Source organism: Oscillatoria sp. CS-180, from assembly GCF_028330965.1.
Lineage (GTDB): Bacteria > Cyanobacteriota > Cyanobacteriia > Phormidesmidales > Phormidesmidaceae > Halomicronema.
Genome location: NZ_JAQMUB010000066.1, coordinates 24,288 through 38,853 on the forward strand (window position 1 = coordinate 24,288; position 14,566 = coordinate 38,853).

9 protein-coding genes and 1 pseudogene are annotated in these 14,566 nt (G+C 47.5%); 1 reads left to right on the plus strand and 9 read right to left on the minus strand.

The genetic code is table 11. The features are described from left to right. Positions 1 to 12: 12 nt before the first annotated feature. The 3 genes from PN498_RS15470 to PN498_RS15480 all read right to left on the minus strand — a co-directional run bounded on the left by PN498_RS15470 (position 13) and on the right by PN498_RS15480 (position 7,158). On the minus strand, positions 13 to 5,700 hold the full coding sequence (locus PN498_RS15470) for a PQQ-dependent sugar dehydrogenase (protein WP_272063734.1): 5,688 nt from the start codon (positions 5,698 to 5,700) through the stop codon (positions 13 to 15). 499 nt (positions 5,701 to 6,199) lie between these two features. Continuing rightward, positions 6,200 to 6,625, minus strand: coding sequence for a transposase (locus PN498_RS15475; RefSeq protein ID WP_272063735.1), 426 nt, complete (start codon positions 6,623 to 6,625; stop codon positions 6,200 to 6,202). A gap of 11 nt (positions 6,626 to 6,636) precedes the next feature. Next, the gene (locus PN498_RS15480) at positions 6,637 to 7,158 is read right to left on the minus strand and encodes a helix-turn-helix domain-containing protein (protein ID WP_272063736.1); all 522 of its coding nucleotides are present in this window, start codon (positions 7,156 to 7,158) and stop codon (positions 6,637 to 6,639) included. 1,176 nt (positions 7,159 to 8,334) lie between these two features. Between PN498_RS15480 and PN498_RS15485 the strand changes: the two are divergent. Further along, a pseudogene (locus PN498_RS15485) lies at positions 8,335 to 8,544 on the plus strand (ISKra4 family transposase); the annotation flags it as partial. 110 nt (positions 8,545 to 8,654) lie between these two features. Here the strand turns inward: PN498_RS15485 and hepA are convergent. From hepA to PN498_RS15515, 6 genes are all read right to left on the minus strand, one after another. Beyond that, on the minus strand, positions 8,655 to 10,538 hold the full coding sequence (gene hepA, locus PN498_RS15490) for a heterocyst formation ABC transporter subunit HepA (RefSeq protein WP_334312259.1): 1,884 nt from the start codon (positions 10,536 to 10,538) through the stop codon (positions 8,655 to 8,657). A gap of 40 nt (positions 10,539 to 10,578) precedes the next feature. Then, a complete protein-coding gene (locus tag PN498_RS15495; RefSeq protein ID WP_272063737.1) occupies positions 10,579 to 11,778 on the minus strand; it encodes an ABC transporter permease in 1,200 nt (399 codons plus the stop codon). Continuing rightward, the gene (locus PN498_RS15500) at positions 11,775 to 13,109 is read right to left on the minus strand and encodes an efflux RND transporter periplasmic adaptor subunit (RefSeq protein WP_272063738.1); all 1,335 of its coding nucleotides are present in this window, start codon (positions 13,107 to 13,109) and stop codon (positions 11,775 to 11,777) included. The genes PN498_RS15495 and PN498_RS15500 overlap by 4 nt, the downstream gene beginning before the upstream one ends. 16 nt (positions 13,110 to 13,125) lie before the next feature. After that, positions 13,126 to 13,335, minus strand: a complete 210-nt coding sequence (locus PN498_RS15505; protein WP_272063740.1) for an MbtH family protein — start codon at positions 13,333 to 13,335, stop codon at positions 13,126 to 13,128. Between the two features lie 20 nt (positions 13,336 to 13,355). After that, positions 13,356 to 13,700 carry a hypothetical protein gene (locus PN498_RS15510; protein ID WP_272063742.1) on the minus strand — a complete coding sequence of 115 codons (345 nt, stop codon included), beginning with the start codon at positions 13,698 to 13,700 and terminating at the stop codon, positions 13,356 to 13,358. A gap of 73 nt (positions 13,701 to 13,773) precedes the next feature. Further along, the gene (locus tag PN498_RS15515; RefSeq protein WP_272063743.1) at positions 13,774 to 14,175 is read right to left on the minus strand and encodes a hypothetical protein; all 402 of its coding nucleotides are present in this window, start codon (positions 14,173 to 14,175) and stop codon (positions 13,774 to 13,776) included. Positions 14,176 to 14,566 lie beyond the last annotated feature (391 nt).

Below are 14,566 nucleotides of genomic sequence, written 5' to 3' on the forward strand. Positions count from 1 at the left end.
TTGTTCAGCGTGCTAGCTGACGACAGGTACCGCAAGATACTTATCGAACAGATAGTTGGATACATCCGCATGATTCTGCGCTGATAGTGCACTGTCATAGATGAGTGCCGCCGCTACCGTCATCTCACCTGCATCAGAACCTGTCACCTTGCCGCCAAGGCTGAGGCTAGCATCAGCAGCCGATATGTCTGTGTCAAAAACGCCATCAGTACCACTATCAATCAGTTCTAGACCGACTTCGGTGTGAATGAAGTGGCTGTAACTTGAGCCATCGAGCACGACTGAGTGCACCATCCATCCCTTCGTGATGCCCTCCTCAGTTGAGGGGCGGTTGGCTCTGCCCCCCCATCCTTCAATGGCTAGTAGGTCATCGGTATCGGTAACCAGACCGAACACTTCATCCTTCTGGTTATCACCATAGCTGAAGCCGGTATATTCCCCTGCTGTTTCATAGTCGACGACGAAGTACATCGTACGAGCCTCATCTCCCTCCGGTAGACCAGCAATTTCGGCCGGACCAACAATGCGCAAGAAGTCATCATTCCCATCAAAGGCAATCGCAGACTGACCAGATGGAGTACCTGATGCTAACAGAGTCGGATCTCCGTTGACACTGTCCAAATCGTAGTTGTTAACCGAACCAGAACTGTCGCCCCAGCGAGTCAGCACGTTAGAGCTATTGACATCAACATTGGCATCGACTTCAAAGGCAGCAATTAGCCCGCTGGTGAAGGGGTTTCCTCCTTGCTGGGGAGGCACTGATGTCACCGAAATTGTCAAAGCAGCCGTATCATCCGGTGTTGCACCGACGGTGGCATCGTCGACCTCGATCAGGATGTCTAGGGAGCTGTTTGTCGTGGCATCCAGGGTTGTCCCGGCCTTCAAGAACAGCTCTGTTCCCATAATTTCAAACAGGCTTTCATCAGCACCAGTGAGAGACAGAACGTTGGTCCCTTGCCCATCATCGGTGACCACGATGTCCGCCACCTTCAGAGCAGTCGTCAGGTCGGTGTCCTCAGCTAGTGAGGTCAAGCTATTGTTGAGCACGACGCTCGGTACTTGATTTCCGCTAGCAGCTGTCACCGAAATCGCCAATGCTGCTGTGCCATCCGGCGTTGTGCCGACACTAGCGTCGTCTACCTGCACCTCGACATCTAGAGAGGCGTTCGCATCGGCATCCAAGATTGTCCCGGCCCTCAAGAACAGCTCTGTTCCTGTAATCTCGAAGAGACCCGCATCGGCACCAGTGAGAGACAGAGCGTTGGTTCCTTGTCCATCGTCGGTAACCACAATATCTGCGACCTTTAGAGCAGTCGTTAGGTCGGTGTCCTCCGTCAGAGTTGCCAAGCTGTTATTCAGCACAACGCTTGGCGCTTGATTGGCCTGCTGGGACGGCGTCAGATATTTCTGTGTCAAGTATTGCAGGGTTTGAGCATGCTCGGTGTCATTCAGTTCCTTATCGTAGACCAGCACCGCGGCCACATCGAGAGCACCAAAGCCAATACCGGCAATCTCTTCACCGATAACAAACTTGTCGACTCCCGTTGCGAACTGATGATTCGCTGTATCAATCAGCTGGTCGTCGCGGTAGTGGCGTAGGGTCGTTCCGTCATAACGCACAGAGTGGATGAACCAGTCATCACCGATGCTGCCGTCATTGTTGCCGACAGCATCTTCACCGGAGCGGAAGTCGTTCCCACGTCCCCAGCCCTGAACACCGAGTTCGTCATTCTTCCCACCAGCGACGAGGCCGAAAGTCTCATTCGATGCCCCTGCCCCATAAGCAACTCCGGCATAGGTGCCTCCTGTTGCCTTGTAATCGACAACAAAGTACATCGAGCGCGCTTCATTTCCAGTCGGGAGTTCCGGCAAGCTTTGAGGAGAAGTTCGCTCTAGCTTATCCCCCTCTGCAGCGCCTGTTTCACCAAAAGCCGCAAGGCCGCCGTCGAGAGAGACTGCTGCTTGACCGCTAGGTGTTGCTCCCTGCACGAGAATCGGGTCACCAGAAGCAACCAGATCCATATTGGTGCCGGCAACAGAGAGCCACTCGGTGACCACCCCATTCTGTTGCAGGACGTTGATATCAGATTCCAGTTGAGCGACTAAACCGTCAATGACCGGCACATTATTGGTGGACGGCTCATTCACAGTAATATCAACGGTTGCCGTATCTGTTTGACTGCCATCAGAAACAGTGTAGGTAAAGCTCTCGGACCCCGTGAAACCAATATCAGCGGTGTAGGAAAACGCGCCATCCATGTTCACGGTGAGGGTACTATTGCCAAGAGTGACCTGGTTACCAACAACGGCCTGACCATTGATTTCAGTAATGGTTAAGGGGCCATCATCGACATCATTATCAAGCAGACCAGTCGAGACTGGAACCGTTAGAGTCTGGCCGGCGGTAGCAGTGTAGGTATCATCGACCGCATCAGGTGCCTGATTTACACCTGCGGGCGTAACCGCGATCACGAGAGTTGCCGTATCGTCAGGCGTAGTGCCGACCGTGGTATCGTCTACCTGTACTCCAATATCCAACGAGGCATTGGTAGCAGCATCTAGCGTAGTGCCTGCTGCCAAAAGTACTTCTGTGCCGACAATCTCGAACAGACCCGCATCGTCGCCAGTCAAAGACAAGGTGTTGGTCCCCAGACCATCGTCGGTAATGACGATATCAGCAACCTTGAGAGCACTGGTGAGGTCAGCGTTTTCTGATAGTGAAGTCAGAGTGTTCGCGAGTGCTATGGTCGGAGGCTGGTTAGTAGCCGGAGGGACCACCGTAATTGCAAGCGCAGCCGAGTCATCAGGTGTTAGACCAACGGCAGTGTCGTCAACCTCGATGGTGATGTCGAGCGAGGCATTGGTAGCGGCATCGAGAGTAGTACCCCCTGCCAAGAATACCTCTGTGCCAACAATCTCGAACAGACCCGCATCGTCACCAGTCAAAGACAAGGTGTTGGTTCCCAGACCATCGTCGGTAATGACGATATCAGCAACCTTGATGGCACTGGTGAGGTCAGCGTTTTCCGGTAATGAAGTCAGGGTGTTCGCGAGTGCTACGGTTGGGAGTTGATTTGTGGTTACTAGCGTCAGATACTTCTGGGTCAGATATTCTACCGTTTGGGTGTGCTCAGCGTTGGTAAGTTCTTTGTTGTATACAAATGCCGCAGCTACGTCTAAGGCGCCAAACCCAAGATTTGCGATTTCCTCACCGATGACGATCTTTTCAATTCCGGTCGCAAATTGGTGATTCGCTGTATCAATCAACTGATTGTCACGGTAGTGGCGGATAGTTGTTCCGTCATAGCGAACGGAATGAATGAACCAGTCATCACCCGGGCTACCGTCATTGTTACCAATGGCGTCTTCGCCGGAACGGAAGTCATTCCCGCGTCCCCAACCCTGAATGCCGAGTTCTTCCTGCTTACTGCTAGCGACTAGGCCGAAGGCACTATTCGACGTCCCCTCGCCATATGCGACCCCTGTAGCGGTTCCACCGTTGGTGTCTTTGTAATCAACCACAAAATACATTGAGCGGGGAGTATTTCCGGTGGGAAGACCCTCTAGTGGTGTACTTGTGGTGTTCTCTCGAAACAGAGAATCCCCATTACCATCGAATGCGATCGCTGGCTGACCGGAAGGAGTGGCGTTAGCAACAAGTTGTGGATCGCCTGTCGCTTGTAGATTGTTGCCGAATCCAGACTGATCTAGCCATTCAGTAACCGTCGTACCGACGTTTCCAACCTTGGTAAACGCTTCCACTTGGAAGACAAGACCATCAGTAACTGGCAGTTGACTTGTTGCACCGACTTGGATCGGAATATTGTCAGAACGGACAGGATCGGCCTCGCCATCCGAAACAGTTAGGAATGCATTGTAATTTCCCGCATCAGGATAGGTATGTGTTACCTCAATTTTGCCCTGTGCATCAGGAGAACCCGTTTGAACAGGCGTTCCGTCACCGAAGTCAAAAGTATACGTCAGGGAGCTGACCGGATCATCGGCGTCTGCATCTGTGACAAAGACTGTGAAAGTAACGGTATCTCCTGGATCAGCAAACCTTACATCTGAAACCGCCGAAACAATTTCTGGTGGGTCGTTGGGGTCACCAACCGTAATAGTGATAGGCTGGGAGAATGTTGAGAGAACACCATCATTAACAGTGAGTGAGGCATTGTAAAAAGCCTCCGCACTGTAGGTATGTTGAACCGTAATAGCTCCAGTAGCATCCGGTGTTCCGGTTATATCTGGTGTCCCATCGCCAAAGGATAATGTGTAAGTCAGATCTGTTGCTAGATTGTCCGCGTCGCTAACAACCGCATTAAAGGTCACTTCCAGGGGAGCATTAGGGCCATTTCCGTCATTGGGGTCACCCTGACTATCTGTCAGGACGAAGCTGTCAATGGTAGGTGCTTGATTACCCTGCCCTCCTTCGTAGATAATGCGCTGAACTCGTCCCCCAGTGTTTGAATAGTTGATGTAGTACAGTGCCCCATCGATTCCCTCTTCAAGAAAGACAACGTTTGTGACGCCGCCACCGATGTCATCGGAGGGTTTGAAGTCATAGACACCGTCGACAACGTCACCAGTCTCGTTCAGGTCTAGGAATCTGATGTAGTTTTCTTCGTAGTTGCCGAAGAAATAGACCCCGTCAAATTCTGCTGGAAACATTGAGCCTCGATACACAAACCCAGCCGTTAACGAGGAGTGGGGAATATCGTAAATTGCGGTTGAGTAGTAGTCACCATTGCTTGGATCCGCAAGGTCACCATCAGGTAACGGAAAGTCGTTCAGATCGAAAGCGGCATTACTGTCGGAGACAAGCGTATCGTTGACACCTTCATAAAAGTTCCAGCCGAAGAAAGCCCCGGGCTGATCGAGCGTAGCGACATGAATATCATCTGTTGACACGCTCTGATTACCACCGACTTCTCCAATGTAGAACTTGCCGTATTCTTCATCCCAATCAGCGCGGAATGGATTGCGCAAGCCATAGGCCCAAATCGAAGGGTCAGGGACAAATGGCTGTCCATCTAGATTGAGCGTTGGATAGGGTCCATCAATCACACCATCAACGTAAGGATTGGCCGGCCAGCCGTCAGTCCCATCGGGAATAGAGCCGTCACGATTGATACGAATGACCTTACCACTGGTACTTTCAAGATCCGCCGACCAGTCATCTGAATCGGTTGGACCTTCTCCTGGGTTGGTTGTGTTGAACTTGTCTGAAGTTGTAAGCCAAAGCTTGCCATCGGGACCAAAATCCAATCCGCCTCCGTAATGACAGCAGGAGACATAAGGATCTCTATCTGTCCACAGAATAGTTTCACTATTCGGTTCTGCGTAACTGGTGAGTCCGCCAGCTCCTTCTACGTGTTCAAAGCTGCCTATTACAGCTCGATTGGTATCGGCTGAGCGTGTGTAGTACAGGTAAATTTCGTTCTTGCCGGGTGTATCTGGATCAAAATCGGGCGGAATCGCGATTTCGAGAAGGCCACGTTCGTTACCGCTGTTTACGATATTTGAAATATCTAGATAAAGAGATTTGTCTCCAGAATTTGGATCGGCAATAAAGATTTCGCCACCTTTTTCGACCACCAACATTCTGTTATCAGGCAGAAAACCTAAGGCAATTGGTGCACTTAGCCCCTGTGTAATCAACGCTTCGTTAGAAAATCCATCCAGATCAAAATCAGCCATAATGACCTCCAGCTACGGGGTTAATAATTCTTGTCGACAATCTAGAAAAAACACACAAAGACAGAAAAATCTTGGACTCTGTTAGCGAAAAAACGAATCAAAAATTTGAAAGGGCGCCCAAAAAGGAGCAGCGAACTCTTTTTCCAGCAGATACTGAGTTGGATATAAAAGAAATTCTTATTTCCATCTTATCTAGAAGACTTGATATCATAAAATGCTCTGCTAACAGAATGATAAACTTCAGAACTAATCTCGGAAACTTAAATAACAAGCCGTCCTTTAAAATTTAATTAAAACCCTTTTAAGATTTAGATCATGCAAAGATTTTGGAGGAGTCTGAAATCTGAAGTGCTAATTCAGTTGAAAAGGATATCCAAGGCTATTAAAAAGAAATCTATAGCAATCCTATTTGATTCATGAAAAGGAGCCATATTGGTGCAGTTTGGGAAAATCGAACACTTCTAGCCGAAAAAACTATTCGAAGAGGGCTTTGAGTGCTTTAAAGCCCCGACATTCGTCGCAGCCATGTTTTCGCTTGTAACCAAGAATCTTCAATCGAATTTTGCCTCAGGTCATTGGGGGTAAAGCGCACACAATGAATATTCCAAGCGTCAGCCTCGAAGCCATCATTCACTGGTGCAAGAAAGGCTTTCAGTTCCTTAGAGCGGTGGTAACTAGCCCCATCCCAAAGAATCAATAACCGATATTCGGGCCATTGCCTTTGCAGAAACTTCAAATACTCAATCGTCCCTGTAGTGTTGCCTTTCTCATGGGGCTGAACGAGCAGGCGCTGGCTCAGCAAATCTAGGGCTCCATAATAGGTTTGGCGCTCCCGTTCGTTGCCGATAAGCACTTCCCTCGTGCCCCCGTTCGCCCCCACACATAGCCCTGAAGGTCGCCGCTCAGAAGATGACATTTCATCCACAAAGAGCCCTCTCAAGCGTCCGGCTTCTCTCGTTCCGATAGCGTGCCAATAGCCGTTGGATTTCGGCTTTTTTCGGCCACCGCCTGAGCGTTGGCCTTCGGGTTTACTTGGCTCGTCTTTTTCCAACTCAGGTCGGCGGTTGCCAACCAGTCGTAGTAGCTTTGCTTCGACTCGTACACCACGTCGTAGGTCTCAGCCAGATGTGACTCCAATTCGTTCAACTCCCAGATGGCTTTAGTCTGCGACCACTGCAGCACCGCCTTACGCTCGGACGGCCTCAGATAACTTTGACGACCTTTGTGCTGGGGCCGAAAGCCCACTAAGCCGTCTCGTTCGTAGGCTTGTTTCCACTTACTCAGGGCTCCCAAGAACACCTCCAAGATCCCGGTAATAACCTCGTAACCATAGCCTTGATAAATCAACTTGACGGCTAGCATTTTTTTCACTTGGCGAGCATCTCGTTCGATCCCGATAAAGGACTTGAGTTCCTCGACTGCTTGTATTTGGGTCGGTGCAGCCCGAGAGGCCAGCATGGATTTCATGCCTTGATATCAGTATTTGAGCGTCTTCCGTAATTATACTGATACGTCTTTACGAGTCATTCCGGGTTGCTATATGAGGGTTTAGAGCAATCACCTTGTAAAGTCATCTATTTAATAGAGAGCAACCTGAGCTCTGCTCTTCATTTGTTTTTGTGGGAAACGTACTCTTCAGATCGCAAACGCTGTAGAAGCCTAACTTGTGCCTAGAGCATGCTCGTTACTAAAAAGAAAAATCCACTCCAGGCTTGCCAAGATACACACATACTGATGTTTAAAGACCTCTTTGGTCTTGTCATGAATGCGCCCTTATCTCGAACAGAAGTCGCGAAATCAATCGCATTCCCTGAAGAATTCACAACAGAGCTTGAACACACTATTTCTGCGTTCGAAAAATCTTCATCTCCAGGAAGCTTAAAGATTTTCTGTGCCGTAGTGGTGCGCTCCTAAATAAGACGAAAAAATCAACTGCACCTTTGATCGCCCTAACGATTAATTCCAGACGAACAATGACAAAAACGTTGCCTAAGGATGTGCTAAACACGTAAGCAAGCAACATAACCTCTCTGCACGTAAAAAGCAAAACTGCTTTGAGGAGTCGCACAAAAAACAGCACACAGTTGGACGGAGCCAGTTCCCTGATACTATCGGTTAGCTTAGTGATGGACAAAGCATCAATATCAGACGCCCTGCATCAAAAACCCTTATTCCGAAAAATCAAAGACATAGTTTCTGCACACCTCTACCTCTCTACTAAGTAAGCCAGTTCAGAATAATCTTAGTTTCCAATCAAAATTAGCGTATATGACATTGCCATCTTGACCGTAGTTGATCACACCTACAAAGCTTTCGGTCATAACTTTACGGAAATTTTGTTTGTCTGTGAATTTACCGATTAACAAGAGAATTAAGTGCCAGAACTGAAGCCATGTCGAGACAGCAGGAGCTTTCTATAAAGCAGTCGAGGAACTGAATCAATTTTTATGCATGCGTTATACAGTGGTAGAAGTCGTGTCTCTACTGGAATATCGACGCCAAATTCAGGCTGCATGAGTGAACTCAGAGAGATGATGAAGGCTGCATGAGGATAGGCATAAAGTGAATTGGGATGTCAGCGATCGCTTCTTTCGTAGATAGAGTATTCAATTCTGACACTTAGATTTCAAACGGCATCGCGAGCCGATTCTAAACTATGGTTACTACCAAGCCGAGGGCTGGCTAATTGGCTGGGGGAATATCGAAGCTGGGGTTAAGCAGTTTAACTAATGCACTAAAATTGCGGGTGCTTGCTGGAAAGCTGATCACATTCCTCGGGTCCTAGCCTATCGCCGCGCCCATTTGAACGGAATGCTATCGCCCCAGTTATGTTTTTCTGTGTAGAGGGTGATCTGCCTTCAGTGCGATTGCCCTGCTTCATGCCCTAATTTTGTTGTGCGATAGAGCCGGTTTAAGGGCATGGGAAGTAGCCAATTGAGCATTGTCATCCTAATCTAGGAAAAGTCCCGAGGAAACTGAAGCTGGTGATAATGCCAAAGCTTACCCTTCTGAAATAGTAGCTCTGGATAACTGCCCTCTTCGACAATACGCCCTTCTTCGAGAACAACTACTTTATCGGCTCGGACAATGGTTGAAAGGCGATGAGCAATGGCAATAACGGTACGATCGCGCGTTAGTTGCTCTAAGGAAGCTTGAATTGCCTGTTCAGAAATTGAGTCTAGAGCGCTAGTGGCCTCATCGAGAATCAGAATTTCAGGGTTCCGCAGCAAAGCTCGGGCAATCGCAATGCGTTGACGTTGTCCCCCTGACAGCTTGACGCCACGATCTCCGAGTTGAGTGTCAAATCCTTCTGGCAGTTCTCGAATAAATTCAAGTGCATTGGCTTGTTCAGCCGCTGTCAGAATTGCTGCCTCATCTAAAGTTTCCAACCCATAGGTAATGTTGTTTTTGACCGTGGTGTTAAAAATGAATGTGTCTTGACTAACAACAGCAATTTGAGATCGTAGCGATGTGATGTTGAACCTTTGGACGTCAACTTCGTCAAAAAGAATATGCCCTGCTAATGGCTCATAGAAGCGGGGAATGAGAGCGGCTAACGTAGATTTTCCAGCCCCAGATGCCCCGACTAAAGCTGTCATCTTGCCTCTTTCAATCGCTAGATTAATATCCGAAAGCACCTGATTTTTGTTCTGATAGGAAAAATCTACTGAGGTAAATTGAATTGCTTTTTTTAATCCAGGAAAAGGGATGACGCCATTCTTAAAGTAAGGCTTGTGATCTGTTTTCAAAAGCTCTATTACATTTCGTAGAGGTCCCTGTAGATAGCTCACTTGTCCAGCTAAGTGATGTACCCGCTGCAGGGTTCCAACTAGGTTTTGTAAGACGTAAACGAAAACAAGCAGCTGGGCAACCGGGATATTTAGAAATACGTGGCCTAGAGCGATCGCCAAGATAATGACCGTTGTTCCTACTGCAGAAGTTACTGGCATAAATGAGCTGAATCGGCGTAGCGCACCGATCTCAGCCGCTACTACGTTGGCACTGGCTTGATTGAAGCGGGTCTTCTCAAATTCTTGAGTCGTGAAGGCATGAACGTTAAGAATGCCTGAAATGAATTCTACACAAAGGGATGTTAGCTCGCTATTGGCATTAGAAATCTCTGCGCTAAATTGCACAATCTCTTTTCTTAAATTAGATAATCCTAACAATAGTAAGGTGAGAAAGAAAATAGCAACGAATGACAATTCCCAAGAAATCCAGGAAATAATGAGTCCATAGATTAAGACCCTAATGCCATTGGCGATTAAGAGATTAATTGAACCAAATAGATGCTTAAGCCGAACAATATCACTGGTAATGACGTTAACAATTTCTCCGGATTTAACGTCTGAAAAGTAAATGAGACTGAAACTGCTAATTTGTTCAAAAGAACGGCAGCGGAGGCGATCTAAAAGCTTGGTCTCAATAATTCCAGTTGATAGAGAGCCCAGATAAAAAATTCCTGAGCGTAGCCAGGTAGATAAAAAAATTAAAATTGATATCCGAAAAAGCTGATTGTTTTTTGAAGTATTAATGCCTAGAACAACAGTGTCGAGCCAATTGATCCCTGTGTTTAGACTAGGCTGGTCTATTGGAGTTGTCAAAGTTTGCAGGAAAGAGAGCAATAGACCAATACCTAGTCCTTCAAATATAGAGACTAGAAAAGCACATGCAAAAGCTAGCAAAATGAGTGGATAAAAATGCTTCAGCTCTCGTAAGATGAGACGATTTTGCTGTCGAAAGCTATCAACTGGCTTGAAAAGATTTGGAAATGGGAAGCTTACATCATACAAAGTAAATACCTCATCTCTAATTGCGAGTATCCTGAGAGATATCAAAGGTTTTGAGACTTAGAAACGCTGGAACCATGTCATTTCATCAAGTTCGATTCAGTGCAGCAATGGGGTCTAAATTCGCCGCTTGGTAAGCTGGAAGGACCCCAAAACAAATGCCGATTCCCCCTGATATTGAGACACTCAATAGAATGGCAGGAGCTGAAATGCTGAGTTGAAATGTGGCAAATGTATTGATGCCGCCGGCCACAGCGACGCCCGTTAGGGAACCAACCAATCCACCGATGGATGCAACAAAAACGGCCTCAATCAGGAACTGAATGAGGATATCGCTTTTTGTTGCGCCTAAAGCTCTGCGGATGCCGATTTCAGCAGCCCGTTCATGGACTGAAAACAGCATAATGTTCATGATGCCGACCCCGCCGACAAAGAGTGAAACGCCTGCTAGTAGCGCTAAGACTAGGGTCAGCGTTCCAGTTATCTGACGAACCAGTTGTCGATAGGCAATGCTAGAGACCATGATGAAATCCTGCTTGCCGTGGCGCTGCGTCAATAAATTCTGAATTTGAAACGCAGCTGTTCGAATGCTATTCGAATCTTTGGCAGAAACTTGAACATAGCTGATGCGAAGACCATAGGGAGAAAAAAAGCTGGCGTTTTGAGACGCTAGTGTAGTAATCGGGACATAGGCGTCATCGTCCTCGTTTTCATCGCCCAAAGATCCTTTAGGCGCCATGACGCCAATTACCTCAAAGCGCGATCGCTCAATTTGGACTCCTTGACCAATGGGGTTTTCGGTATCAAACAGCTTCTTGGCTAACTCCGGTCCCAAAACAATGACCCGCTGCCAATCATCCACTTCTGACTGCTCAAAAAACCGACCTTGCTGCAAGGTGAAGCTGCGTACGAAGAGATAATCAGGTGTTGTTCCCTTTAAGGTGGTCAAGGTGCGCTGCTCATGACGGACCATCATGCTCTCTACCCAAATGACCGGCGCAACCGCTTGAACCGCTGAAATGGTTTGCTGAATCGCCTCTGCATCAGAGAGTACTAAGCGAGACTCCGACCAAGTAAAGGCATCTCGATCCTCAAAAACTCCGATCAGATTAGGGCCAAATTCTTCGAGTCTGCTGAGGATATAGTCCTGAGAGCCTTGTCCAATGCCATAGGTCAGGATGACGGCGGCATTACCGATCGCAATGCCGAGTATTGTGAGGCAACTCCGAAGCTTGTTGAGTGTCAGCGTTGCAGCCGCCATTTTCAAGATGTCCTGTGCTGGGATCATGGCTCCTGAATCGAATCAATGCCTGGGATGACCTGATCTTCAGGGGGGGTGAGTGAGACATAATCCCCTTCATCAAGTCCTGCTAAGACCTGTACCTGTTTGCCGTTGTCAAGCCCCAACTCAATGACCTGAAGCGCGAGTTGGTTTTCTCCAGTCACTACATAAACGCTGGAAGCGCCGTCTGCTTGAGTCATCACTGCCGCTTGAGGAATTACTAACGTATCCTTCACAGCTTTACCCTGAAGGCTGAGTTGAACATTCATGCCTGCTTTCAGCAGAGCCTCGGGGTCTTGAAAGTCAATCATCACGTTGAAGAACGTAAAATTGCCAGCGTCTTTGACTGCCACCGGAGAAATTGATTTCACCTTCCCGATAAACACAGTGTCAGAATAAGCCGTTGTTGAGATATCGACCGTCTGTCCGACTTGGATTGCGGCAATGTTGTTTTCTGAAATCTGAGCTTCAATCTCCAGCCCACTCGATAACTCTGCAATCGATGTTTGGGTTGCGCCAGCTGTTGAAGAAGCCGTCGTAGTCGGGGTGACAAAATCACCCGCTTGAGCAAATTGACGGGTGATGATGCCTGCGAAGGGAGCACGCACAAAGGAACTATCCAACTGCACTTGATAAAACCGGAGTTGAGCCTGAATTTGCTCAGCTTCAGCTTGTGCCTGAATAATTTCTTCTGGTCGAGTCCCATTTTCAAGTCTTTCTAGACTGGCTTGAGCTTCTTCCAGTTGAGCGATTTGGGCCTGTAGGTTGGCCTCAGCTTCTTTGGACTGCTGCAGCGTGTCTTCAAACGAGTTGTGTGAGATTGCTCCTGCTTCAAACAATTGCTGGAACCGCCAAAGTTCTTGCAGGGCTTTGTCGACGGTTGCTTCTGCGGCAACGACGTTGGCCTGTGCTACCGCAACCGCTGCCTGTGCCTGCACGATTTCTTCGGAGCGATTTCCAGCGATCGCTTGTGTCAGGGCCGCTTGGGCTTTCTGGAGCAGGGCATTGTGGCGATCAACTTGGGCTTGCAATTCCCCATTTTCCATCCGGGCAATCAGCTCACCCTGCGCCACAAAATCACCTTCTTCCACATACACTTGAGTAATGTGTCCAGCCTGTCGAGGGCTTAGATTAGTCACCTTTCTTGCCTTAACAACACCGTTGCTTTGCAAGTCATTACTGATATCCGCAGTTGTCACGGGCACGGCATTCTCAGAAATGCCTGACGAATCTGACAGTCCTTGTGCCATCTGACATCCCAGAGGAACGATGCCTGCAAGACACGCAATCGCCAGTAAGAAATTTCGGAGCACTACATCACTGTTAAAACTAGACAAGGTACTCCAACCATCTCTAAGAGGACATGGCTTTTCTAAGGCTTAAAGGCCGCATATCAACCCAAACTTCGTTGATATGCCTGAGGCATTCATCTTTAGGGCCACTGACGCCAACCGTGTTCCATCCCAACGGTAGTTCGCGTCCTTTAGGCCAGATGGAATATTGTTCTTCATGATTGATGACAACCTCGTAAAGCGTGGTGTCTTCAGTATCAGCGTGAGTCATCGAATTAACTCCTGTGTTGATTAGATGCTAGGGTCGGCTGACGTTTGCAAGACGTTGAGATGGCCTTGACCTGCCAGCGTCTCCAAATCAATATCAGCTAGGCACTTCACCTTTTCGTAGTTAAGCGTCAAATCTCCTACAAGCTGAATGGTGCCTTTACCATCGGTGAAATCAGCCTCTTGCCAGTTCGAAGCGGACTCATCTAAACGGACGCCCAACTCTGTTCCGCCTTGAGTATCCGTAAATTTGATGTGAACATATCGGCGCTTGATCGCTGCCTGTAAGTTTTCTAATGAGTTATCAGGACGAAGACTCACAACAACAGGGTGACTCCCTTTGGATAATCTTTCAACAAGCTCATTCACGGCGTTTAGTCCTTTCTAAACAATCGAGAGTTTGAGTTAAAACAAAGCACTAAAATCTCTGAAAAGCCTCTAATTATTCAACGCCAGCAGCAGTCATAGTTGTCTCTGATGATGACTCTTCAGAAATTGTTTCTAACTTTTCAGGAACATCCGTAGCTGTGGCATCAACATCCGAAGTCGCATAATCTGGAACTTCAAATTCAAGTATTTGCTTGCAGAATGTCAGCCAGTCATTGGTAACATCCTGGAAGATAACATACTCGTTTAAATAGATACCGTCGGTAACCGTGTGATCTTGCTGAAGATATAAGAAATCGTCGTCTTTCAACTTCAAATCTGCAAGCGATGAAGACTTCTCTACGTTCTCCACTGCTACTCTATTCGGGTTGAGATTTTCACTTTTCTCAATCCAACTCGCATACTTCCGCAGCATTTTCACAGGATAAGCTTTGCAGTATCTTCCTAAGTTTGCCATAACCCTAGTGAACAAATCTTGAGACAGTAGTTGACAGAGACTATAGCGCCTGCGAACGGATTTGTCTGTAGAAAAAATCTACCTGACGGTTGAGGTGTAACTCAACACAAATATTTCTTTATTTCGGAAATATTGCCAGATAAGGTCATAAAAGCTACAAAGTATTTTGCTATCTTAGGTCTTCAATAATTGCCAGCAGGTCGTTGTCAAGATTGAGAATTGTTAATTGTAGATTTTTTCAATAGACAGCTTTTGAATAAATCTGAATGATCGAAGCTCAAGCATTAAATTTGGACTACGGTGATGGCTCAAAATACTTATGCTCAAGATTATTTAAGGCAGTCTACTTCTGTGCTTTTTGCGTTTCTTTGGAACCATCATTTTGCATGGC

Excerpts from the sequence above, each read along its gene's own strand:
- PN498_RS15505 (WP_272063740.1), bottom strand. The coding sequence starts at position 13,335 with ATGACTCACGCTGATACTGAAGACACCACGCTTTACGAGGTTGTCATC.
- PN498_RS15470 (WP_272063734.1), bottom strand. The coding sequence starts at position 5,700 with ATGGCTGATTTTGATCTGGATGGATTTTCTAACGAAGCGTTGATTACA.
- PN498_RS15480 (WP_272063736.1), bottom strand. The coding sequence starts at position 7,158 with ATGCTGGCCTCTCGGGCTGCACCGACCCAAATACAAGCAGTCGAGGAA.
- PN498_RS15495 (WP_272063737.1), bottom strand. The coding sequence starts at position 11,778 with ATGATCCCAGCACAGGACATCTTGAAAATGGCGGCTGCAACGCTGACA.
- PN498_RS15515 (WP_272063743.1), bottom strand. The coding sequence starts at position 14,175 with ATGGCAAACTTAGGAAGATACTGCAAAGCTTATCCTGTGAAAATGCTG.